Here is a 22,290-nt window from a genome sequence, read left to right on the forward strand (position 1 = left end):
ATAGAGCATCTGCCTTCTAAGCAGAGGGTAGCAGGTTCGAGTCCTGCCGGGGGTATTTTAATTATTATCATTTACAAGATTATCCTACAATAGCATATTCATAAAAAAATAGTCGAAACCGCAAGCGTTGTAGTCTGCCATGACTACATGATGTGATAATGGTAATCGAAACTGAGAATTCGGCAATCCCCATGCCAGTGCCCATTATTGAAACTGTCAGAACAAGAAACCTTGACGTTATTTGTTCCGTATTGTGTTCTCAGAGCTTCCCGTACGGCTTTTGTAATTCGCTTCTCGCTTAATTGAATTAACGGTTTATTCTTACCAAGCCCAGCGAGTATTGTGGAATAGCCATTATTGACTATAAGAATCGTCATTCTCGATACCTCCGAATAACATTATCCAAATCTACAAAATATTTTGGAGAATCAACAAGAAAAAATTGGGTCTCTCGCAGCTTGCTGTGGGAAAATTAATTAAGGTTCAAGGGCTTAAAAATCCAAACATAACGGTTCGCGAATTGTACCACTCGGGTGGTATTTATTATTATCATTGACAATATTGTCCCACAATAGCATATTCTTAAAAAAAATAGTCGAAACTGCAGGGGTTTCAACCTGCCATGACTCAGGATGGATAAGATTCGGGGAGGAATTATGAAAACGCATAGTACCAAATATGGAATATATATTTTATCGGCCTTTGTTATTCTTATGGCGGGTGCCAATAGGTCATTTGGTTACAGGCAGGACCCGAAGTATTCTATAAAGTGGATTGATTATGACAGCACCGGTGTTTTTTCAGCGGAGTTTTACGATGAATCGGGTCAGTCCGCGGAAGTGCGAAGGAAACCTCAGCTTTTTATTTCGCCCAAAGAGGTTCCCTATGATAAAAAAGACCTTTCATCGGTTTCGTACAACGATATTACAATTGCCGATAAATCAAAGGACACAATGGGAGGTATATATAAACCTGCCGCCGAATGCCAGACTTACCCATTCATCGACAAAAGCGCTTTCAATCAATTTATTGCATATGACTCATGCTATTTTATAATCTGTCCGGCGCCTGCGATACTATCCGGTTATGATAACGAGTTGCATAAAAATTGTACCAAATCGGCGAAATTCAAATGGTATGATTATTTACAGACATTGGTAAATTACGCTGATAATCAGGCTTCCTTTTTCTATATCGAAATCAAAGACGGTACGACAATGGAGCCAATAGAAAAATCGGAAATCAAGATTAAACCGGTTGATACAAGCACAGAGAAATTTCTGGATACCATATGCAATTATCTGAACATGCAACTGAGTGAGAATATTCGGAATCGGGGTTTCCTTGAAAAGCTAAAGGAATATTATCTTAAAAAGACAGTTTTAGATAAAAAGGTAAAGGTTCGGGATTCCACAAGGATATGGTTACCTTGTGTTCTGGATGAAAGTATGAATTCCGTAGCCACCGATTACAATATGAAAATTGACGCTCATGGATTTAAAGGTTGCACGGTCGCTCTTAAAGTAAATCCCAATATTGAAAAAGTAATAGTCATTCTGGAAAAAAATGTTGTCCCCCGGGTAGAGATTATAGAAAAACGAAGCAATTGAATATTTTATTAATAATGAAATTCAAATTTAACGGTTTGCAAATTATCTCAACAGGTGCTATATTGAGCGGATCCGTATTCATTCAGGTCTTATCATGGTGATATTGCCGCCAAACTGGATATGGATGCCGAAAGCTGAATGATAATTGTGAGATTAATGTAAACAGGAGAATTACATGGATCAGGCCAAAGACGGAAACACCGTGAAAGTCCATTATACCGGTAAACTGGAAGACGGAACCGTGTTCGACAGTTCCCATAATCGGGAGCCGCTGTCATTCACCCTCGGACAGGGAGGGGTTATCCCGGGTTTCGAAAACGGGGTGCGGGGAATGAAAACCGGCGAATCTAAGACGGTGACGATCCCGTGCGAGGATGCCTATGGCCGGCATCGTAACGAGATGATGGTCGATGTCAGCAAGAAAGATTTTCCGCCGGATATAACCCCCGAGGTCGGTTTGAAATTAACCATGCAACGCGGCGACGGGCAGAATATCAATGTTACCATTGCCAAAATTGAAGATGAAACGGTAACGCTGGATGCCAACCACCCACTGTGCGATAAAACCCTGATATTCGAGATCGAATTGCTTGAAGTGGCATGATCCGCCATAGCGGGATAAATTCCTTTGATTCAAAAAGGCAGATTGTATGAAAATCTGTCTTTTTTATTGGCCGTTTCCTTTGGTCCGATAAGGTTGAATATTTCGGCCTAGGGGCGGTATAGCTGTTGATTAGGCAGTGTCGACCGATTAAATTATGGTTATCCAAAGGTAAAGAGGTGAGCTATGCCATTTTGTCCCAGGTGCCGATATGAATACCGGGAAGGAATTATAAAATGTCCCGATTGTGGTGAGAAACTGGTGGATTCCTTGCCGGTTGAAAGCAAGAGCGATTCCGATTATGAAAACGATTTGGATGATTATCCCGATTACTATGAATGGATACCGCTGGCCAGCCTGTCATCGCAATATTATGCCGAAATGTTTATTGAGACCCTGAGAGCCAAAGGAATCCCGGCCGTTTTAAAATCCAGTCTGGGGCATTTCGGAGTAACCGGTCAGATGGGTCTTTCATCGTACCGTCCGGTCGGCGGCGCCTATACGATTATGGTGGAAAGCCGGTATATTGCCGATGCCGACCGGGAAGGCCAGGTGATGTTCGGTGAAGACTGGCCCAAATACCGGCTGGTGGAATTGTCCTGAAATTACGAATCCTTGATATTTTGGTGATATATAAACAAGACAACGACTATTTTATTTTTCCACCGAATGTCCTTTTGTTCTTATTTCGCCGCCCAGCAGGAGGCTCAGGCCGATGGTAAAATCCGGTCCGCTGTAATTCTCTCGATTGCCTATATTTTCAGAAAAGTTCGAGACCAAGTTATAACCGACATCGGCATCGAGCATGAACAACCGGCTTAATTGTAAATCTATTCCGCCCCCGAGACGGCATCCGGGCACGGATTGAGATGTGCTTTTTATGACAACATCGTTGCCTATTTTGATTTGATTTTGAATGCCGTAATACGGCCCGACGGCAAGGGATAAGTACGGATGCCAGTCCTCTCCGCTGAAATAATACCGGCCGCCCATGAGAAAGGTAATGACACTGGTATGGCTGGTGGATGTTTGCAAGAAACCAACCCGGTAGTCCAGGCCAACACTCAGCGTTGATATCGCGATGGTCACCGCCCATTTTTCGTTGATCCAGTGGCCGCAACCGAAACCGGCGACAAGGCCGTTATCGGGTAATGAAACCGACACGAGGTCGCCTGAGCTATTATCTTCGGCGGCATAAGTCGGTGACCAGCCTCCGACCTTGAAGTCTATCCGGTATCGTTTGCTGAGTTCTGCGGATTGAGTTGTTGTCGAGACAGCAATAATGATGAGTAGTAATATAAATCCGGAATACCTGATGCCTTTACTCATTTTTTCTTCCAGTCTGATTTTTGAAATCCCGCCAATCCCGAATTGAAGCACAGGATCGGCAATGGCTAACCTCTCGCATGAAGATACGGTTTTATCCGGTATATGTTCCGAGTATACGCAATTTTGCAATTGGAAGTCTACCGTTTTAACGGGAATATAATATATTGTGTTACCTTTATGGATATGAATTGTCTAATGGTTGATGAACATGAATAGGGACCTGTTCTGGAGTCTGGTCGAACCGGAACACCGACGAGCCCGGGCCTTTTGCCGCAAACTGACAGGTAATCGTGACGATGGTGATGACCTTTATCAGAGCAGTTTGGTCAAAGCGTTGACCGGCTTATCCGGCCTGCGAGACCGAACGGTTTTCCGAACCTGGTTTTACCGGATAATGATCAATACGTTTAAGAATCATCTCCGCAACCGGGAATACCGGCGATCGGAAACCATCAATCGACCGTTTGAGGAAAACCTTGCCGGAGACAATCCTCGAAACCGCTACGCGGCCCGGTATCGACTGGAAAAAGCCTTTAGGGTTTTGGGTGCGGAAGACAGAGGACTGATTACTCTCTTTGAACTGGAGGGCTGGAGAATAGCCGAGCTGGCGGCTCTCCTGGGCCGGAGAGAGGGAGCGGTCAAAGTCAGATTATCGCGGATCCGGGGCAGAATGCGAGCGGCTCTGGCCGAGGGTCTGGTGCCGCCCGATCCGGAAGAGATCATCAAAATGTTGACAGGAGAGAATAAGACATGCGTTGCCGCAAAATCAGAGAAAAACTGACCGAGGTCGCCCGGGCGGGGGTTGTTTTCAATCCTGATACTGAATTGCTGGTTCATCTGCAGAATTGTCCCGAATGCGCCCGACAGGCATATGCGGCCGGATTGTTGAAAAGAGATCTGGAACTGGCAGGAATCGATGATGACGTGGAAACAGTGTCACTGGAGACGCTCAGGTCCCGGGTTGAGTCGCTTGCCATAGTAACAGAGCAGAATATCAAAAAGGAGTTATCGATTATGTCTATATTGGTGAATCAAGTCAAAAGACGGCCCCGATTCAGTATCGGCTTGGCCGGAATACTGGTGGCGGTTTTATTATCCCTGCTGATTCCGATCAGATACGATCGGACGGTGGGATACGAAGTGGCCTTTGCAGGGGTGGATAAAAACCTGGCTATGGATACCGCCCGGATAAACGGCCTTCTGGAAAAACTGGGGGTGGCGGAGGCGGCGGTGGATATTTCCGACTGCGAAGAAACGTGCAAATTGGTCATATCCAATCTGAAAAGCAGCGATGATGCCCGGCTGGTAGTCGCGGCCTTTTCCGATATCGATAAGGTTAATTTAACGAAGGATATAACTCCGGTGAAAGTGGATGTCAGCGGAAATATTCTTAGCTTAGCCGCCGATAAAATAACACTGATATTTATGGACGAAAAAGACAGTCTCGGGTTGCATGAAATTGTCATCAATAAATTAGGCGATGAAGAAGCCCTGCGAAATATCATCTGGATTGTCGATGATTCTATTCCAGAAGGGGAAGCCAGTTTCAATATTGCCATTGCCAATTGCGATTCCGTGGGCGGAATAACAACCATATATAGTAAAAATGGCCTGCAGGGGACAACCAGTAAAGGGCTGAGCGTGGTCGCCGTTGAAAGCGAAGATACATTCATCACAGACGGGAATGATAGAAAATATGATCACCTAATGATTGCCTCTTTTGATTCGGCCGGGTCGAAAAACCTTGTCTGGGTAGCTAATGATACCAGTGGACAGATTCCATGTATTGTCCGCCTGGACAGCATACCCGATGAATATCTGTACCTCGGTATGAAAGATGTGGACTCAGCAACCGATGAATGGCTTCGTTCGAAGGGTATTATAATGGAAGCGGCCAATAAAGAAAGCGGCAAGTGTCTTATTCTGAAGCCGGGCGAATCGGACGATGGGGATTATCAGTATATCCAGGTTCCCCAGTCAACCGGAGTGGTGTTCCTTATCGACGGCGAGGAACTCGATGATGCTGTCAGGAAGAAATTGGAAGAGAAAGGTCTTCTTATGAAATACGATGATAGGCAGGGTATCAATCTTTCGCCCGATAGACCAATGGAAATCAAGAAAGACCCGATGCAATCCGATAAAGATGGTAATGTCCTGCTCGAGGGGTATCGGCTTTCACAGAATTTCCCCAATCCCTTTAATCCGATCACCAGGATTGAATATTCGATTCCATCCAGCGAGCATGTCAGGATAGATATTGTCAATATAAACGGTCAGAAGATCCGAACTCTGGTCAATCAAACCATGGGACCGGGAGATTATTCGGTCGAGTGGGATGCTACCGACGATGATGGTGTAGAAGTGGCAACCGGTGTTTATTTCTATCGTTTTAATGCCGGTAAGGCCAGCCGGACCATGAAAATGACCTATATGAAGTAATTTCGGAATTCGATAATAGGCGTGTTAAAGCGGAAATGATAGTTTCCGCTTTCGTTATTTTTAGGCGTATTATTTTCCATTTATTGCCAGAATGTGATTGCTTCATTTCAACAAACCTGTTATTATAGCCGCGTTTTATAAATGGTTATGGAGTAGATATGGCAGAAAAGAAGCAGCCACAGAAGATACAGCCTAAGCTACCGGACCTGGAGTGGAAAACGGCCGTATGCGAGGTATGCGGCGAGATTTTTGAATATTTCGCCAAGAAAAAACCGCATACATGTAAAAATGGCGAATGCCGTTACCGCTTTGATCATAAAATAAATCCGCACACCTGGGCCAGCTATCAGCCGACCCTGTTTGATGTATCCAATAAATAGCATTTGTGTATCATCCGGTGTCTTTGAAAGATTAACCTCCCGCCGGTGACTAACGACCTTGTATTAAAAACGGGAAGCCGCCATGAAAAACGAATTTCGAATGATCGCCAAGACGCTGTACGGACTGGAGGAAATCCTGGCCGGTGAAATAAAGGATCTGGGCGGCGGCAGAATTCGGGTTATGGTTCGTTCGGTGGAATTTTGGGGCGGGCCGGAACTGCTTTATCGGGCCAATCTCTGGAGCCGGACAGCCACCAGAATTCTGGTTCCATTACGGTCTTTCAGGGTGGAGGATGACCGCCAGTTATATAAGGCTGTCGGGGATTTAAACTGGCAGGAATATCTCGATCCGGATGCGACTCTGGCGATCGATCCGGTGGTGAGTCATTCGGTTTTTAATAATTCGCAATATGTCGCTCAGAAAACCAAAGATGCCATAGTCGATCAGATTCGTAATCGATCCGGCCGCCGCCCATCGGTCGATCTCGAGAATCCCGATATCCGGATAAATATTCATATCCATCAGAATCGGGCGACTCTTTCCCTGGATTCCTCGGGAGAGCCGCTTCATCGCCGCGGGTATCGCACGGTGGGCGGTCAGGCACCGCTTAACGAATCACTGGCGGCCGGGATAATAGCCCTGACCGGATGGGATGGGGAGATACCGTTTGTCGATATCATGTGCGGATCGGGGACATTTGTTATCGAGGCGGCCTTGATAGCCCGCCGGATTGCTCCCGGCCTGTTGCGATCGGATTTTGGATTCATGCGCTGGAAGAACTTCGACAAGTCACTTTTCCTTACAATCAAAGAGGAAGCCCGAAAACGAATCCGACCAGGGACTGAATACCCTGTTTTCGGGTCGGATCAAAGCCGGGCTGTTATCAAAGAGGCCGGAGCTAATGCCCGGAGGGCCGGTGTCGAGAAGGATATCGAATTCAAGGTATGTCCTTTGTCCGATCCGGTTTCCGCCCCATCGCCGGGGGTGCTGGTTATTAATCCGCCTTACGGGGAACGGATGGGGGTTGAAGATATTAATGGTCTTTATCGAATGATCGGGGATACCCTCAAACACCGGTTCGATGGCTATGAGGCCTGGATTTTCACGGGAAATATGGAAGCCGCCGGTAATATTGGATTGAGGGCCTCGAAGAGGATAAAGCTATACAACGGACCTCTGGAATGCCGCTTGTTGAAATACCAGATGTATCAAGGCAGCAGGAAGACCAAACATAAAGAGATACCGTGAGATACGGGGTCAATTAAAAAAAGCCGGATCGTGTTCGATCCGGCTTTTGCATATATATGTGGCCATACCACCCGAGAAAAGCTATTGAGGTAATTCACATCCTTCCACCGGCGGTGTCGCACCAAGGTACAGGTATTTAATTAGGTGAGTAATATCCAGGATATTGCATTTGCAGTCGCCGTTAACATCGGACTGCTTTACCGATGGCGGGGGAGGGCCGCCTTTATAAAGATAGTTGAGTAAATAGGTAACATCCAGGATATTCACGTTGCAGTCATCATTGGTATCCCCCGGAGGCGGCGCATTGGATATAACCGTGAAACCGGTTTTCCAAATCAGGTAGGTGTTGCCGTCGCCTTTTTCGGGATTACCCTCCGAACGGGTCACATAGCAAGCTCCCGAATACCAGGCCGGGAAGATGGTTTCACCGTTGAATGAATCAAAGAGGAAAGTCGATCGATAAGTATAGAAATCCCATTGCCCGATCGAGCCGTGCGGGATAACTTCCCTGACCATAGACCAGTTGACGCCATCGGCACTAACATATAAATATTGTCCGGTATTATCCATAGAAGTCGTGTTTTTGCCGTTGATGGTCGCCAGCATATAAAAATTGCCGTCTTTGGGCGATGGCCTGATTTTCAAATGCCAGATCTGCTTATTGGGGGCAGGAGGGGTAATCAGGCAGGTATCGATCATAACCGGCGGCATACCCAGACCGGGGAGAAGCATCCTTATTACCTGGGTCCCGCGCTCCAGCCCGATTTTATCAACAAACCAGAGGTAATAGTAACCGCCACCGAAATAACAAAGGGTTGGCGATAAGTAACTCCAGGCCGCATAGGGATCGGACTGATTCGGGTCAGCGGTGGCTATGAAAATGGTATCGCTTTTATTCCAGGTAATACCGTCGGGGGAATTCAGGGCGATTATCTGGATTCTCCTGAAATCGAGGTAGTTGGATAGAAAGGCCACCATGATAATTCTGTCGTCGGGATCGCGAATGAATTCGGGGTCGGCATTGTGGCCGTTGATGCCCGTTGTTACCAACCCGAGTTTGAGATACTCATTCCAGATCGTATCAGGGTCGATAATTGATCCTGATTTATATATCCCGAAATCCGAGATCGGGTCCTCGACCCAGATAGTATCAATCATATCGCTGCTGTCGGACGGGTCATCGCCGATGGCAAATGGCCGGATCCAATCCCGATCCATAAAGGAACTGACCCGTATGGTCGGATCCTCATAAGCCGCAAGACCATAAGGGTAGGGTGTAAAAGCCATCCAGTAACGCCATCTGGGGGTGTCCGTCGATGCAATCAGTGTATCGAGATGCCTTTCCCGGTTAAGACCGATGACGGAATTTCCACCGGAAGGACCGAATCCGTCGGGAAAATCGACAATATCGGGATGCATTCCCTGGTTGTCGACCGTATCGCCGCCGAACCAGAGGTCGAGATTTAATGGTTCGAGAGCGCCGGGTCCGTAATAGCAGGTCAACCCGGTCAGGAAATCGCCGTCTTCGCCAACCTGAGACGGTGTCGGTGTTTCCGCGGAAAGAACAGAAAATCCCAGCCCCAACATCATCGTCATCGAGGCCGCCAGGACCCTGACTGATGACTGCATATTTTTTCTCCCGCCGGTTATAGGATTCGGTTTTAGGGGGGGATATGTTAATAGTAATATAAATATATGGACTTTTTTATTTCTGTCAAGAGGGATAATGATGTCCAGTTAAAAATTCGCGTGGTGCAACGGTCACCTATGCGGTCAATAATAGTACATAATGGTCTTGTTCTAATGGTAAAATTGACCATTAAGTCCATGGGATACAACAGGCGGCGGGCAAAAAAGAGAATTGGTCCGTCAGGGTGGCCGCCGGATACAATTTTCGGGTAGTCTTCTGGTCGTTCCCGGTAGTCTTAAGGGCGAAGTAATCTCCTTAAGTGGGGGGCGGTTTTTTGACGGTCATTGGCCGGAAAGTCGTCCCCTTATTTTTTCCTGCCGGTATTGTTTTTTTCGCGTTTTAAAAAATACAGGCGGGTAAACCGCCTGTATTATACGGCAAACCGGCCTCCGGGCAGAGGCCGGTTTATCAGGGGGATCGAAAGAGATTACGGACAGCAGTCCGGTGCCGGTCCGCTCTTATAGAGGTAGTTTATCAGGTAGGTTGCATCGAGAATATTAACGCCGCCGGAGTGGTTGACATCGCCAATAACCTGCCAGGGTTTCGGGGCCGGTCCACTCTTATAAAGGTAGGTAATAATGTAGGTGGCGTCGAGAATGTTAACTCCGCCGCTGGCATTGGCATCGCCGCACTTCATCCCGGGGACGATACCTTTTTCGGCCAGGTAGGTCCAGCGACCGAGCCAAAAATCGCAGGGATTGGATGAATAAAGGTCAAAGGCGCCCTTGTAATCAACCGTGGTGAAGAACGGGTCGGACGGATAGGAATCCATGGCGCCGCCTTTGGCCGGGCTGCCGGTCTGGAGACGCGGGTCGAGTTCGCCGTGATTGCCGTCTCTCCAGCTCAAGCTGACAAGCATCGGGTCAATCCCGAAATCATTGGTCGGGCCGGTTTCGTTGGCGCTACCGGAAGCATAATCGCCGACGCCGTTGAAATAATCGAGAACGTGCTGATAATCGACTTTGGGTGGGGCCGGATTGACATAATCGGCCATGACAGAGCCATGACCATACCACATGTTATAACCAAATTTAATATCTCCGGTGCGAAGGCGCTGTTCGGAATCAACCACTGAAGGATTGGAATAACCGGCATCCAGGTTTTCGATTTCAAAAATACCATAGCAGGAGGCTTCGGTGAAGATCGAGTTGTGGTATTCGCCGCCCCAGTTATCACGGATATGGAAGGTGGAAGTGGCACCGTTGCAAAGATCAGGATTGGATCCGCGACCGATAAAAGTGGCGTTATAAACGACCGGATGGGCATAAGGCAGACCGGATTCGGGATCGGTGCCGCCATCGTGTTCACCGTTTTTATCGCCGGCCGAGTCGGTATACATGGCAAAGAGGAACTGGAAATTGCCGCGAATGCCTTCATCCATATCGAAGCAATCATCGCCAGTGTAAGCGGCGATCAGGTGGCTGCAGTTCATATTACCGCCAAACCATTCGTAGCCGTCATCATAATTGGCGAAAACTTCAAGATGATCGCAAACCGTCTTGGAGCCGATCGCGCCGAAGGTAAAGCCGTTAATTTCATTGGCGTCGCCGATTTCATGACCGCCGTGACGGAGCGAGATATACTGCAAAACACCGGAACTGTCTTCATCATTGGGGATATCGGATCCGTAGTCAGCGCGTGGTTCACCGACAGGAATCCCTTCAATATGACCCGTTGAATCGGCGGTGTTGATATCGGCGTAGCCGAGGATTATAATGCCGCCCCAGAGCTGACGGTCGTTGTAGCCAAAATCATCCGGATCACAGACATCGTCACCGACGGCCGTGAAAATGATAGGATCATCCACGGTTCCCTCAGCATCGATAATTCCGCCGCGGGCGATTATCAGAGCGCCCGGGTTAAGGGTGTCAGGTCCGTAGGTCGGGTCTTCCGGGTTAGTGCCCCAGATAACGGTTCCAGGCTCGATGGTTATTTTACAGCCTTCTTCAACGTAAACATGACCGACCAGGACATAGAGGTTGTTGGCCGTCAGGGTCAAATTAGTATTGATCGGGCCGCCATTGTAACCATTGTGAACGTCATAGTCACGAACAACGATGGTATCATCGAACTGGCAATTGTCGGGATAACCGAAAGCAAAAGCCGGTATCAGCATGATACAGACGAGAGTTAAAAGTTTTTGAAACATCAGGTTCCTCCTTAAGAAACTATTGCATGTCAGGTTCTTTTCATTTGCCGATAAAATTTCAAATTAGCTTAATTCAGAATTTTAGATTCTCTCACCTCCGGGGTTTTATCAGCTTTTTTCGATTTCGAATCAGGTCTTTCCCGGAAGATGCCTCACCATTCAACCTCGGGTGGCTCCCTGAATAATCGGGCATCTCCCACACACATCTTTTTGCAGAGATCAACATTACGAGGGCAAGAATAGAAATCGTGTATTTATCTATTATGATGACAATGTTAGAAATGTATTTCTCTACCAATCGAAGCCTGCGGGACGGAAAAAAGAGAAGGCCCGTTATAGAATGGGTCTTCTCGGGAAAACGATAATCCGTTGAGGGACGAATTAGAATCATATTTTATAGGACAGACCGACAGATATTGATCGGCCGGATGAATATTCCCTGAAAATATACTCGGTTCCCTTATAATCGATTACCTTGCTTACCTTTTCATCAAGCAGATTCTTGGCCGCGAGTTTGAACTGCAGACCGGAAATAATCCCTTTGGAAAAAGTAAAATCCAGCATCGGGCGTGGTTTTTCATAGATATCAGGCATCCCGCCGCGGCTGACTTCGGACAGGCGGCGTCCGAAAACGTTGAACAGGAGACTGGCCGCGGTCTTTGATTTGAAATTCTCGTATGATAATCCGACATTGATAATATAAGGCGACTGACCCTGGAGCGGTCTGGTATTCGAAGCCAGAGAATCAAAATAAAGCCGGTTGGCCATTTCCGTTTCCGGAATAGTTATTTTGGAATGCGTCAATGTCAGATTGCCTTCGAATTTAAAATCGTCCAGTTTTGACCAAAGGCAACCCAATCCTTTACGAAGTTCAAATTCGGCCCCGATCACCTGGGCCCGATCGACATTCAGATAAATAATGTCATTATTATTACCCCAGAGAGCCCGTTCGATCGGATCTTTGAACCGTTTATAATAACCGCTGATGGCCAGCAATTCCCCCGGATTGGGGAACCATTCCCAGCGAATATCATAGTTATTGATCAGAGTTCGTTTTAAATCGGGATTGCCGTTGAAAACCAGTCCCTGCATGAATTCATAAGAAATCGAGCGGCTTTTCTCTTTCATAGTCGGGCGCGCCAGGGTTCGACCATAAGCCAGGCGAAGGTTCATATCCGGCTTCAAGAGGTAAGTCAAGCTGGCCGATGGTAACCAGTCGGTAGCGTCGATCAACCCTTCGTCTTCTGCAATGACGGCACTTTTGATAGTCATATCGGTGTTTTCCATCCGGGTCCCGCCGACGAAATTCATCCTTGACGTTATCGGCGCCTCGACCATCCAGTACAGGGCGAAGATATCCTGCTCGCCGGTGTAATTATTATTCCCTTTGGTCAGGGAACTTTCGTCGATCCATTTGTAATAGGCGAAACGATAGGAGGTGTCGGCGGTGAGAGTGTCCCATTGGATGGTATCGACCCCGACAGTATCATAAAACCAAAAGCCGGGAAAGACTTCAAGCGAGTCGATGATATATTGCAAAACTGAGTCGATTTCGGCGTCAATCAGCATCCGGCTGTGATCCCAGTCGATACCCATGACATCGGCGTCCACGAAATTGTCGGGGTTACCGTCATAGTATACCGGCTCGTTGAAGTCTATTTCGAAACGTCGTTCGCTGTTGATTCGATCGGTGGCCAGTATCGAGGTCCCGGTCGATAGCTTTAGTTCCCGGCCGTACCGTTTCATTAAGGGCACCGAGAGATTCAATTGAAACTCATTGTTTTTTTCATCTATCTCCCGGAAGAAATGGACCGGGTGATATGTTCCCCCGGTGGAGCTCATGTAGTATGAGGTGTCGTAACCAAGAGTGTCACCGGATATTTCGTCCAGAATCGGATGGAGTACGAAGGCGTTGCTGAAATAGCGGACATCCGGTTCATTCCGGTTCGATTTGCTGAAGGAGGCCTTCCAGTCCAGACGAAACGGTTTGAAATAATGATCTCCGTCGACCTGAAGGCTTTGCACATACTGCTCGGCATAAATAATCGAGCGGGTTTGATACATACCGTTGGTACTGCCGTTGTCTTCGCCGACAATATAGCGGACCTCATTCTCGCCCTGGCGATTGTAAACGAACTGAGTGGATATTTTGTGGTGAGGGTGGAAGACATAACTGGAATGGAACAGGCCGCCCCAGAGGACCTCTTCTTTGCCCTTTTCATCCGGCATGGAATACTCGACATCGAGAAAAGGAGCATTTTGATCGAAAAGAACGTAGCGGGAAACGGTTCCATCGTTGTAGTAAGAATAGCTGTGGCTGTAAGTCAGGCTGGCCAAAATTCCCAGCGGTTGTTCACCCAGCAGGTAACTGTTTCCGAAAGAAAAGGCATAGCTTTGGCCGAGCGGCGCCCGCCGTCTGGTCGGGGCCATGTCCGAGGAAAAGGCCTTCATTATTTCATCGGAGGCCTGGCCCTCTTCAAGAGTCCCGGTTCGCGGCCGGTTCTGGGTCGCTTTGGAGTCCAGAAGCTCCCCCGGCAAGGAGCGGTAGCCGTTATCATAACCCAGCCAGTCCAGACTGCCGCGCGATGATGACAGAAAGTCGCTCTCCCCGGTGGTAATGGAATTATATTTCAAGGATGAAGAGAAAGAAAGACTGAGCGCTTCCGGCATGTCCCTGGTTTGCAAATCGACACTTCCGCCGGAGAAATTCCCCGGCTTATCCGGCGTGAAAGTTTTCTCCACCGTCACATTATCAAGCAATCCGGTTGGAAAGAGGTCCATCTGAACGGCCTGATTATCCGGATCGGCATTGGGAATGGCCGTACCATTCAGCCGGGCATTACTGTAACGGCCCCCCAGACCGCGGACGAAAACATATTTCCCTCCGACCACGGAAGCCCCGGTTACCCGGGTCATGGCCTCAGCGGCATCACCGCTGCCGGATTTGGAAATGGCCTCGGAACTGATGGCATCACTGATGGTCGGGGATTTCTGTCGCTGGCGCAGAAGGTTAGCTTCGGTATTTTTCAGGGCCGTCGCCGTGACCACAATTTTTTTGCCCATTATATTTTTCGGATCCAGCGTACAATTAAGAGCTGTCGGAGTATCTTCTTCTACCACAACCTGTTCAATGGTTATCCCGGCATATCCGATGGAGGAGACAGCCAGAATATAGGTGCCCGGAGGGACCAGTTTGACTATAAAATTGCCGTCCAGATCACTGGCCGCGCCCATTCTGGTATCCTTTATATAGACGCTGGCGCCGATTATGGGATTGCCTGTTTCCGAATCGACTATCTGACCTGTAATCGAACCGCTTTTTGCCGCCATTGCTATCGTAACGGGGTAAAGCGATATGGCCGTCAACAATAAAAGCGCGGTTAAAATGTTGATGGTTTTGGTCTTAGCGTTACCAATCATTGTCTTTTCCTCTTTTTTGGTTTTTTGATCCCAGAGCCTGATAATACATCCCTGTAATTGCCGTCAGGATTAACGGCATGGGCTGTTAGGAAATTATGAGAGGCATATTAGATTTTTAAGGAAATTTAAAAAAGACTCGAGCCTTGTTATTGGGATGGACAAGAAAACGGGGAATCGATTGATTCCCCATTCATTCAAAGATTTCCGCCAAAATATCGGCAATCTATTTTTTTACTGCTTCCACCTGTAAATCAATGATAACATCATCACCCACTGTCAGGCCGCCATTATCAAGAACCTTATTCCAGGTGATATTAAAATCTTTGCGATTGATTTTTGTTTGTCCCTCGAATCCGATTCGCTCATTACCCCAAGGATCTTTGAGCTTTCCATTAAATGAAAACGGGATAGAAACTTCTTTGATTACTCCCGTCATAGCTAGATTACCATGTAAAATAAGGCCATCGGCGGTTTTCTCCACCCGGGTGGCGGAAAAAGTTATTTCCGGGTATTTCTCAACATTAAAGAAGTCAGCGCTTCTGAGATGTTTATCCCGGTCGGTATTATCGGTGTTGATAGAGGCCGCATCGATTTTAACGTTGACCGATGATTTGGCTATATCGTTTTCGTCGAACTTGATAGTTCCGTCAAACCCATTAAAGTTGCCAGAAACCTTGCTTAACACCATGTGGCTAACCTTAAAGCCGATATGCGAATGGGCTTTGTCGAAAATGTATTCATCGGCGGCGAAGGCGGGATAGGACATGGCCAATAACGCCAGTCCAATGGCAATCATACTTTTAAGAATCATTTTAAATCTCCTGTCTTTTCCCAATAATTTTTTGCTGAATAAATAATGCCCGGAATTTCATTTTCCTGTTAAACCATGGGCAGGAGAAATTGTTCCCGCAGAGTTGATATTGGTGATGGCGTGAATTTCTGAATGATAGTTTGAAATCAGTTTTCAGGACGAATAATAAAATTCAGATTATCCACCGAATCGCCACCTTCGATGGTTTTTATCTGGAAGGACAGCGACGGCGGATCGGAGACATAGCCATATTTGGTCAATTGATCGGGATCGATGAATGCCTTGTACATGCCGGGAACCAGACCGAGGTGAAAATATTCACCATCATTGAAGGTCGTGATATTATCTTCTTTTCCGGTGACTTCATTGATTACCATTATACGGATACCACCGACCCCGACAGTCTCCCCCTGCACGACTCTTTCCACCTTACCGGTAATTTCACCGGCCGTGACGATAGGGACATTGATGCTGGTGACGGTGTTGGGATTTATGGTTACCCGGAAATTTTCATGGGCCGGGCGAAGCATGGGATTGTCCAGGCTGTACTGGTCGATTTTCACGACATAATCATCGTAAGGTTTCAGACCATCATAGTAATATATATTTTCCTTGCCGCCGCGAACCGCCCGGGCTCCGCCGATACTGGCTTTCAATTCTGTCAGGAAGGGTTCGCCGATATCGTGAAGGCCGTTATAGTTTTCATCGAGAAACGGCCAGACTACGGCCGTTCCCTGACCGACGCCGTTGCGCCGATCGAAGCGGAACGAGCCAGTTTCCTGATCAAAACGCACTGAGCCTCGCTGTGATTGGGTAACGATGGTCTGGGTCGGGGTGATATTGGCCCGGGAGGTCAGATTGGCGAAGCCGTTAAAGATATTGAAACTTATCATGACCATACCGTTTCCGGTCAGGGCGTTGTGCTCATAGCTGAGGGCCAGCTGGCCGGTTTTGAAAACCCGCTTCTGGAAATAGATACCGTATTTGGTGATTTGATTCGCGGTATGGCTGTAATCGATTTTAAACTGGGGGCGCAGCCATTTGACAAAGGCCGTCGAAAAAAACAACTGGCTGTTCAGATCTTTTTCCGACCGGGTCATATACTTCGAAATCTTGTAGTTGCCGAGATAATTAAGGTGCATTTTGTAAAGCGGCAATTTCAGCCCGTAATTCATATTAGTGATTTTATAGGTGTCGTAATTGTCAATGGAAAGCCGATAACGGAGACCCAGGTAGCTTTTTCTGACCTTCAACGGGGACGATATCGACAGGGATATGTTGTTTTTCTGGTTAAGAGCATTCCAGAAATCGTTTTCCGAATAGTCAATATATCCGAAATTGATATTAACCAGTTCCGGATTGCTGTAATTAAGGCTGTACTCGGTTTTGTTGTCGGGTGAAAAAGAGCCGTTTAAAAGCAAATTCCCCAGGAGCTGATAAGTCAAATCTCCCGCCATAATCATCTCTTCGCCCTCTTCGGGATTAAGCGGCACATCGGCGTTTACCCCCATTGTCAGGGAGGTGAAGAGGCCGTAATAAGTGTTGGCCTGGGCATAATTTTTATCCCCGTTCCTGGTCGTCATGGATCCGCCCGCCACTTCATATTCGAGACTTCCCTTGGGGATAAGATTGAAGGGAACCCGGATATACTGCTCCTCGGTCCGCACCTCGCCATCCGGGCCGTACATTTTTAGCAAGACCCGTGATGATCCGTAATAAACATCAGTCAGGAAATGATAATCACCTTTCTGATCGGTATAGGCATAGTCGGTCAGGCGATTGTTAACATACAATTCGACTTCCCAGCCCTCGCCGGCATTACCTGAAACATTGATTGTCTGGAAATACTTCCTCTGAATCTGGGGACGGTTGGTCAGCAGAACACCCTTAAGGTTGCGGTTCAACGAGCCGCTTGAGTTGATTTCGCCCAGTTCCAGCTGAGTGAAGTAGCGGCTATTGTCGATAAAATAGTGCCAGCGGTAGAGCAACTGGCCGGGGTCGAAACCACTGATGCTGTTGACCGATCCATTCACCTCGATATCGCCGCCGAAAACCATGCCGCCCAATCCAAGGCTGAAATACTGCCCGGCGTTTTTGATGGGACTGACAGTCAATGACCAGTCGGCCACACCGCCCTTAAGCGTTTCCCGCTTATAGGGGATTTCATAAATGTCACGCGACAGGAGCCGCTCTTCTTTGAGTTTGTCATGGGCCGCCCGGCGTTTCATTCTCAGATAGGCAGGGAATTCACGGTCGAGAGGCAGATATACTTTCAATTCCGAAAAATTGAAATACATCATCAAATTGAAAATTTTCTGAAACAGATCGATTTTAAGGAAGATTTCACGGTCCCCAAGATAAAAATCGCTATTTTCCAGGTCGGTCATTTTACCGAAACAGCGGATTTTCCGGTCGGATATATTGATTTCAAGTTTATTATCTGATCTTAGAAATTCACCCTCAATTCGTCCCTTCTCGAAATTGGCATCCAGATTGATTTCCAGGAGGCCAAAAATTTCGATAACCGGAATATAAATATTGGCGCCATCAAACTGCGCGACAATATCCTTATTGATAAGTTTGGGAACTTCAAACTTGACAATAATTTCCTCGAATTCCGCCGCCCGGATCGAGCCAGCCACGCCGCCCATTATCAGGCAGGCCAGCAGACCGGCAGTTATTCCAAGGGATATCGGTTTTCCTGAGCGCGCCCCTATCATTTTCGTACCCGGCTAGTTATATCATATTCCTATCTTTTGGTCCTCAATGGACCGGTTCGGTTAAGGCGATACTGTTGCCCATAATCAATTCATCGGACGGGATATCGGACCGGCCTTCGGTCCCGATGGCAACCTCGACTTTGAACGGTCTTTCGAAATTCCCCGGTTTGACCGGAAGATTAAGTCGACGCAGGAGACTATGGTACACGGCCAGGTCAATGGTGAGATCGGAAACCAATCGTCCCCGGTTGTCGATAAGTTTGCAATTGAGTAAGCCGACGTAAGAAACATTACCCCGATTGACCATATCTAGGTAAATTTCGATGGTTGAATCCAGATCTCTGGCTTCGGTTCTAACCACTTCCAGTTTGGATATGAGATTACCGGTCCGATATTTCAGATTGACGGCGGTTTGCATAATCATGTTCAGTTTAGTGGTGATCCGGTCGTCCTGACCGGCAACGGGGATTGAAGTTTGTCCTTCCTGGGATTTAACCATAATCCGGGCCCAGTATTCGCCGTCGGCCAGATCCGCCGGCGGTTTGGCCAGGAATCTGACCACCTGGGTCGAATCGGGTTGAAGGATGAATTTCCGGGGATAGGCTTTAATCCATTCGGCCGCCGAGCGCGGGCCACTTACGGCTTCATCATCAATTCGCACCTTAACATTACCCAGACTGTCCGATTCCGGCAGGCCGAAACTGAAATCGATAGATATTTCCTTTGGTTTATCGGTGGGGTTCTGGATGGTTAGTCTCCCGGTTTTCTTGGTATCCGAGAGAATCACTGATGTCGGGGCTACCAGGACTCCGGCCGAGATGGTCGTGACCAGGACAGGAAAGAATACAATAAAAAAAGCAATCCCCCGCCATCCCGGGAAACCGGCAAAACGGGGGAGAAATTTCTTGCGATCCATGTTAACCTCATCCTATGCGATTCCAGAGCTCCCATTCATGGAGCCCGTTACTATTTTCCTCCCAACAAGGAGGCCTTAAATCTCCAAAAAGTCAATTTCATTCTTTCGTCAGTTACCGGTATAAGCCACCGTTAAAATAATATCAGCCTCGTAGGCATCGGCCCGCTGATCGACAGTCGGATAAACCGTGCCACCCATAAAGATCTGAAGGATATTATCGGTGGCGCCCAGATTATTGTCGGACAGGTTGTGCGGATCCTGATCGACAATGGCGCCCAGACCGTGAGCCGCCGGAGTCCCGGCCGCGGTGGTATCGAGATCAGCGTCGGTACTGCTGAAAGCGATCACCAGACGATCGGTATTGGTCGAATTCCAGAGGTAATCCGGCAGCTGGAGATGCATCGAGATTTCTTTGCCTCCGGCACCGGTAATCTGGAAAACGCCGGCCTCGGCAATAACGGTTTTATCCGCAGTTTTCGGAACCCCCTGAAGAACATCTCCAAAGGCCAGATCATGAGTGGCGGTTACAACCAGAACCGCCAGAACGTTGGCCGTGGCATTTCCGGTGGCGACATCCTGCGCCAGTGATGATCCGATAAAGACAAGAACCATCAATAATGTGAGTATTACTCCTGACGCTATTCGTATGTGTCTTACGTAGCGCATCAAATCACTCCCTTGATATTAGTTGCCGGTGTAAGCCACTGTCAGGACGATATCGGCGGCATAAGCGTCGGCCCGCTGATCGACAGTCGGGTAAACGGTGCCACCCATGAAAATCTGCAGAATATTGTCGGCTCCGCCCAGGGGCGTATCCGGCAGATTATGCGGGTCCTGGTCAACAACGGCACCGCCGCCATGGGCCGCCGGGGTACCGGCCGCGGTAGTGTCGAGATCAGCATCGGTGTTGCTGAAGGCGATCACCAGACGATCGGTATTGGTCGAGTTCCAGAGGTAATCCGGCAACTGGAGGTACATCGAGATTTCCTTGGTACCTTCACCGGTTATCTGGAAAACGCCGGCATTGGCAATGACGGTTTTATCCGCGATTGCCGGGACACCCTGAAGAACATCGCCAAAGGCAAGGTCATGGGTTGCCGAAACGGCCAGAACGGCCAGAACATTAGCGGTGGCCTGACCGACGGCCACATCTTGAGCATTGGCTGTGACGGGGCCGAAAATCGCAAACAGCGCGATTAGTGCAATAAGCCCTGATAACTGTTTCATCCTTGAATTGAGATGCATAGCCTTCTCCTTTTATGAGCTAAACATTTTGTTGTCTCAGTCCGCTACTATTGTTTCATATGGGAATAATCGACATCCGGCGACGTTTCTTAACGGTTTGAGACAAAAAAATAATGCAAAATGCCATAAATTTTGGCTGGCTATGGGAATGACCCAATAATCCCCAGCCTCGACTTATTTAGTGTTTTATTCTATTGGTATACAACAGATTATGTTATTACGGGAGAGAAATTAATTTTATTCTGCGGAATCCGGTGTGGTGGCCGGGGGTGGCAGGATTTCTGCTGACAGGAAAAATTTCGTTAAGAAAATACGCCTAAAGCAAAAGACAGGCTCAATTACCGGTATAGGCTACGGTCAGGACAATTGCCGCCGTGTAACTTCCTTTTTGCTGACGAAGTTTGGGGACAACCTGCCCTCCCAGCCAGATAACAAGGCCATTGGAACCGAGGCGGTAGGTGATGGTATGCCAGGGATTGAGATCGTCATGACCAGGGCTGGTTTGATCCGGAGTGGCGCTGGAGTCCATGGAGCAATCATCACTGCGAAAGATAAGCTGCATATTCCAGCCGCTGTAATTCATGTAAGTCGGTAATGTGAAATCTATGGAAATCTCGGAACCGGCTGTTCCGGTGACCAGAAATTCCGCGGCGGCTCCGGGAGTATATTTGGTTATTTGTTTGGGTATTCCCGGAAAGACATCGCCGAAGACAAGATAATTATTGATTGTGATAGTCTGCCCCGAGACGGGGATAACGAACATAGCCATGATAATAAAAAGTACGGGTATGATAATTGTTTTTCGCATAATCGACCTCAGTAAAAGCTATCGAATATTTCACGGCGAGTCAATATTGAAATTGGATGGGCTCGACGGACTGAGACCGTAACCTGAATCGATGTAAAAAGAAACCCCGGGGAACCCGGGGTTATAGGACGAAACGGAATATAATAATAAATCAAGGGAGGGATTTTAATTGCCCGTGTATGCCACCGTCAGGGTGACATCGGAAGCATAATCACCGCCGGTTTGAGAAATAGTCGGGCGAACCGTGCCTCCGATCCAAACCGTCATCTCTCCGGTGACTCCCAGATCGAGCGTTACCGGCCCATTGGGATTGATATCATCGACCGGACTGGTCTGTCCGCCTCCGGAGCCATCATCATACGAGGCGTCAGTATTGTTAAAATCGATAATCATGGTGGCCACCGAATCTTCGTGCATTAACCTATCCGGCAGGGCAAAATCCAGAGTGATTTCGGCACTGTTATCACCTCGGATCAGCCATTCGCCGGCGAAGCCGACATCGGCCTTATCGACCGTTTTATCTATTCCGAGTAAAACGGTTCCGAAGATGAGATCGTGTTCACCGGTAATTAAAATACCCGCAATGACGGTGGCGGTGGCCTGGATAGTCCCCGATTCCTGGGCCTGAAGATCGGCTGAAAGGTTCAGGATCAAGGTTATTGTAAAGACCGTTAAAAGCAGTTTTCTGGCAGACATTTTATCTCCCCCGATAAATATTTTTTTTCCTGACAATCCCTTTTGCAATCGTGATGCCGAATTTCTTGCGGTGGCGCATGTTGTTGGTAGATAAGCGATTATTGGTTTATTGGTTTGCGGACAGGCCTTTTGACACCGGTCGGTTGTGGGATTTGCCCCATAGTCTCAGCTATTAAATCGTTACGGGACAATTTCTTGGAAGAATCCAACTGGTTTCTAATGAAATC

At 47.8% G+C, this 22,290-nt stretch carries 18 protein-coding genes; 7 read left to right on the forward strand and 11 right to left on the reverse strand.

Annotated elements, in window-relative coordinates; translation table 11 throughout:
- Nucleotides 1-656: 656 nt before the first annotated feature.
- The 3 genes from JXQ28_00005 to JXQ28_00015 all read left to right on the forward strand — a co-directional run bounded on the left by JXQ28_00005 (nt 657) and on the right by JXQ28_00015 (nt 2,814).
- Complete coding sequence (locus tag JXQ28_00005) at nt 657-1,610, forward strand: hypothetical protein (GenBank protein MBN2276105.1); 954 nt, start codon at nt 657-659, stop codon at nt 1,608-1,610.
- Between the two features lie 175 nt (nt 1,611-1,785).
- Entirely contained in the window at nt 1,786-2,214 is a 429-nt protein-coding gene (locus JXQ28_00010) for a peptidylprolyl isomerase (protein MBN2276106.1), read from the forward strand.
- Between the two features lie 183 nt (nt 2,215-2,397).
- Complete coding sequence (locus JXQ28_00015) at nt 2,398-2,814, forward strand: hypothetical protein (protein MBN2276107.1); 417 nt, start codon at nt 2,398-2,400, stop codon at nt 2,812-2,814.
- Between the two features lie 51 nt (nt 2,815-2,865).
- On the opposite strand, the gene JXQ28_00020 is transcribed toward JXQ28_00015, so the two are convergent.
- Nucleotides 2,866-3,540 (reverse strand): outer membrane beta-barrel protein, encoded by a 675-nt coding sequence (locus tag JXQ28_00020; protein MBN2276108.1) that lies wholly within the window; start codon nt 3,538-3,540, stop codon nt 2,866-2,868.
- 208 nt (nt 3,541-3,748) lie between these two features.
- On the opposite strand from JXQ28_00020, the gene JXQ28_00025 reads away from it, so the two are divergent.
- From JXQ28_00025 to JXQ28_00040, 4 genes are all read left to right on the forward strand, one after another.
- Complete coding sequence (locus JXQ28_00025) at nt 3,749-4,321, forward strand: RNA polymerase sigma factor (GenBank protein ID MBN2276109.1); 573 nt, start codon at nt 3,749-3,751, stop codon at nt 4,319-4,321.
- Complete coding sequence (locus JXQ28_00030) at nt 4,291-5,979, forward strand: T9SS type A sorting domain-containing protein (protein MBN2276110.1); 1,689 nt, start codon at nt 4,291-4,293, stop codon at nt 5,977-5,979. The genes JXQ28_00025 and JXQ28_00030 overlap by 31 nt, the downstream gene beginning before the upstream one ends.
- Before the next feature lie 158 nt (nt 5,980-6,137).
- Nucleotides 6,138-6,359, forward strand: a complete 222-nt coding sequence (locus JXQ28_00035; protein ID MBN2276111.1) for a hypothetical protein — start codon at nt 6,138-6,140, stop codon at nt 6,357-6,359.
- A gap of 82 nt (nt 6,360-6,441) precedes the next feature.
- Entirely contained in the window at nt 6,442-7,608 is a 1,167-nt protein-coding gene (locus JXQ28_00040; protein ID MBN2276112.1) for a hypothetical protein, read from the forward strand.
- 81 nt (nt 7,609-7,689) lie between these two features.
- Here the strand turns inward: JXQ28_00040 and JXQ28_00045 are convergent, their stop codons facing one another.
- The 10 genes from JXQ28_00045 to JXQ28_00090 form a co-directional block, all read right to left on the reverse strand.
- Complete coding sequence (locus JXQ28_00045; protein MBN2276113.1) at nt 7,690-9,237, reverse strand: hypothetical protein; 1,548 nt, start codon at nt 9,235-9,237, stop codon at nt 7,690-7,692.
- Between the two features lie 488 nt (nt 9,238-9,725).
- Nucleotides 9,726-11,447 carry a dockerin type I repeat-containing protein gene (locus JXQ28_00050; protein ID MBN2276114.1) on the reverse strand — a complete coding sequence of 574 codons (1,722 nt, stop codon included), beginning with the start codon at nt 11,445-11,447 and terminating at the stop codon, nt 9,726-9,728.
- A gap of 387 nt (nt 11,448-11,834) precedes the next feature.
- Complete coding sequence (locus JXQ28_00055; protein MBN2276115.1) at nt 11,835-14,867, reverse strand: TonB-dependent receptor; 3,033 nt, start codon at nt 14,865-14,867, stop codon at nt 11,835-11,837.
- Nucleotides 14,868-15,090: 223 nt separating this feature from the next.
- Complete coding sequence (locus tag JXQ28_00060; protein MBN2276116.1) at nt 15,091-15,633, reverse strand: polyisoprenoid-binding protein; 543 nt, start codon at nt 15,631-15,633, stop codon at nt 15,091-15,093.
- 191 nt (nt 15,634-15,824) lie between these two features.
- Nucleotides 15,825-18,398 (reverse strand): hypothetical protein, encoded by a 2,574-nt coding sequence (locus tag JXQ28_00065; protein ID MBN2276117.1) that lies wholly within the window; start codon nt 18,396-18,398, stop codon nt 15,825-15,827.
- Between the two features lie 43 nt (nt 18,399-18,441).
- Nucleotides 18,442-19,314: a molecular chaperone gene (locus tag JXQ28_00070; GenBank protein ID MBN2276118.1), complete on the reverse strand. Its 873-nt coding sequence runs from the start codon at nt 19,312-19,314 to the stop codon at nt 18,442-18,444.
- A 108-nt stretch (nt 19,315-19,422) separates the two neighbouring features.
- Entirely contained in the window at nt 19,423-19,980 is a 558-nt protein-coding gene (locus JXQ28_00075; protein ID MBN2276119.1) for a hypothetical protein, read from the reverse strand.
- 18 nt (nt 19,981-19,998) lie between these two features.
- Entirely contained in the window at nt 19,999-20,559 is a 561-nt protein-coding gene (locus tag JXQ28_00080; protein ID MBN2276120.1) for a hypothetical protein, read from the reverse strand.
- A gap of 334 nt (nt 20,560-20,893) precedes the next feature.
- Complete coding sequence (locus tag JXQ28_00085) at nt 20,894-21,367, reverse strand: hypothetical protein (GenBank protein MBN2276121.1); 474 nt, start codon at nt 21,365-21,367, stop codon at nt 20,894-20,896.
- Between the two features lie 165 nt (nt 21,368-21,532).
- Nucleotides 21,533-22,063 (reverse strand): hypothetical protein, encoded by a 531-nt coding sequence (locus JXQ28_00090; GenBank protein ID MBN2276122.1) that lies wholly within the window; start codon nt 22,061-22,063, stop codon nt 21,533-21,535.
- Nucleotides 22,064-22,290: the final 227 nt, after the last annotated feature.

The sequence above is a fragment of the Candidatus Zixiibacteriota bacterium genome (genome assembly GCA_016933955.1).
Lineage (GTDB): Bacteria > Zixibacteria > MSB-5A5 > GN15 > PGXB01 > JAFGTT01.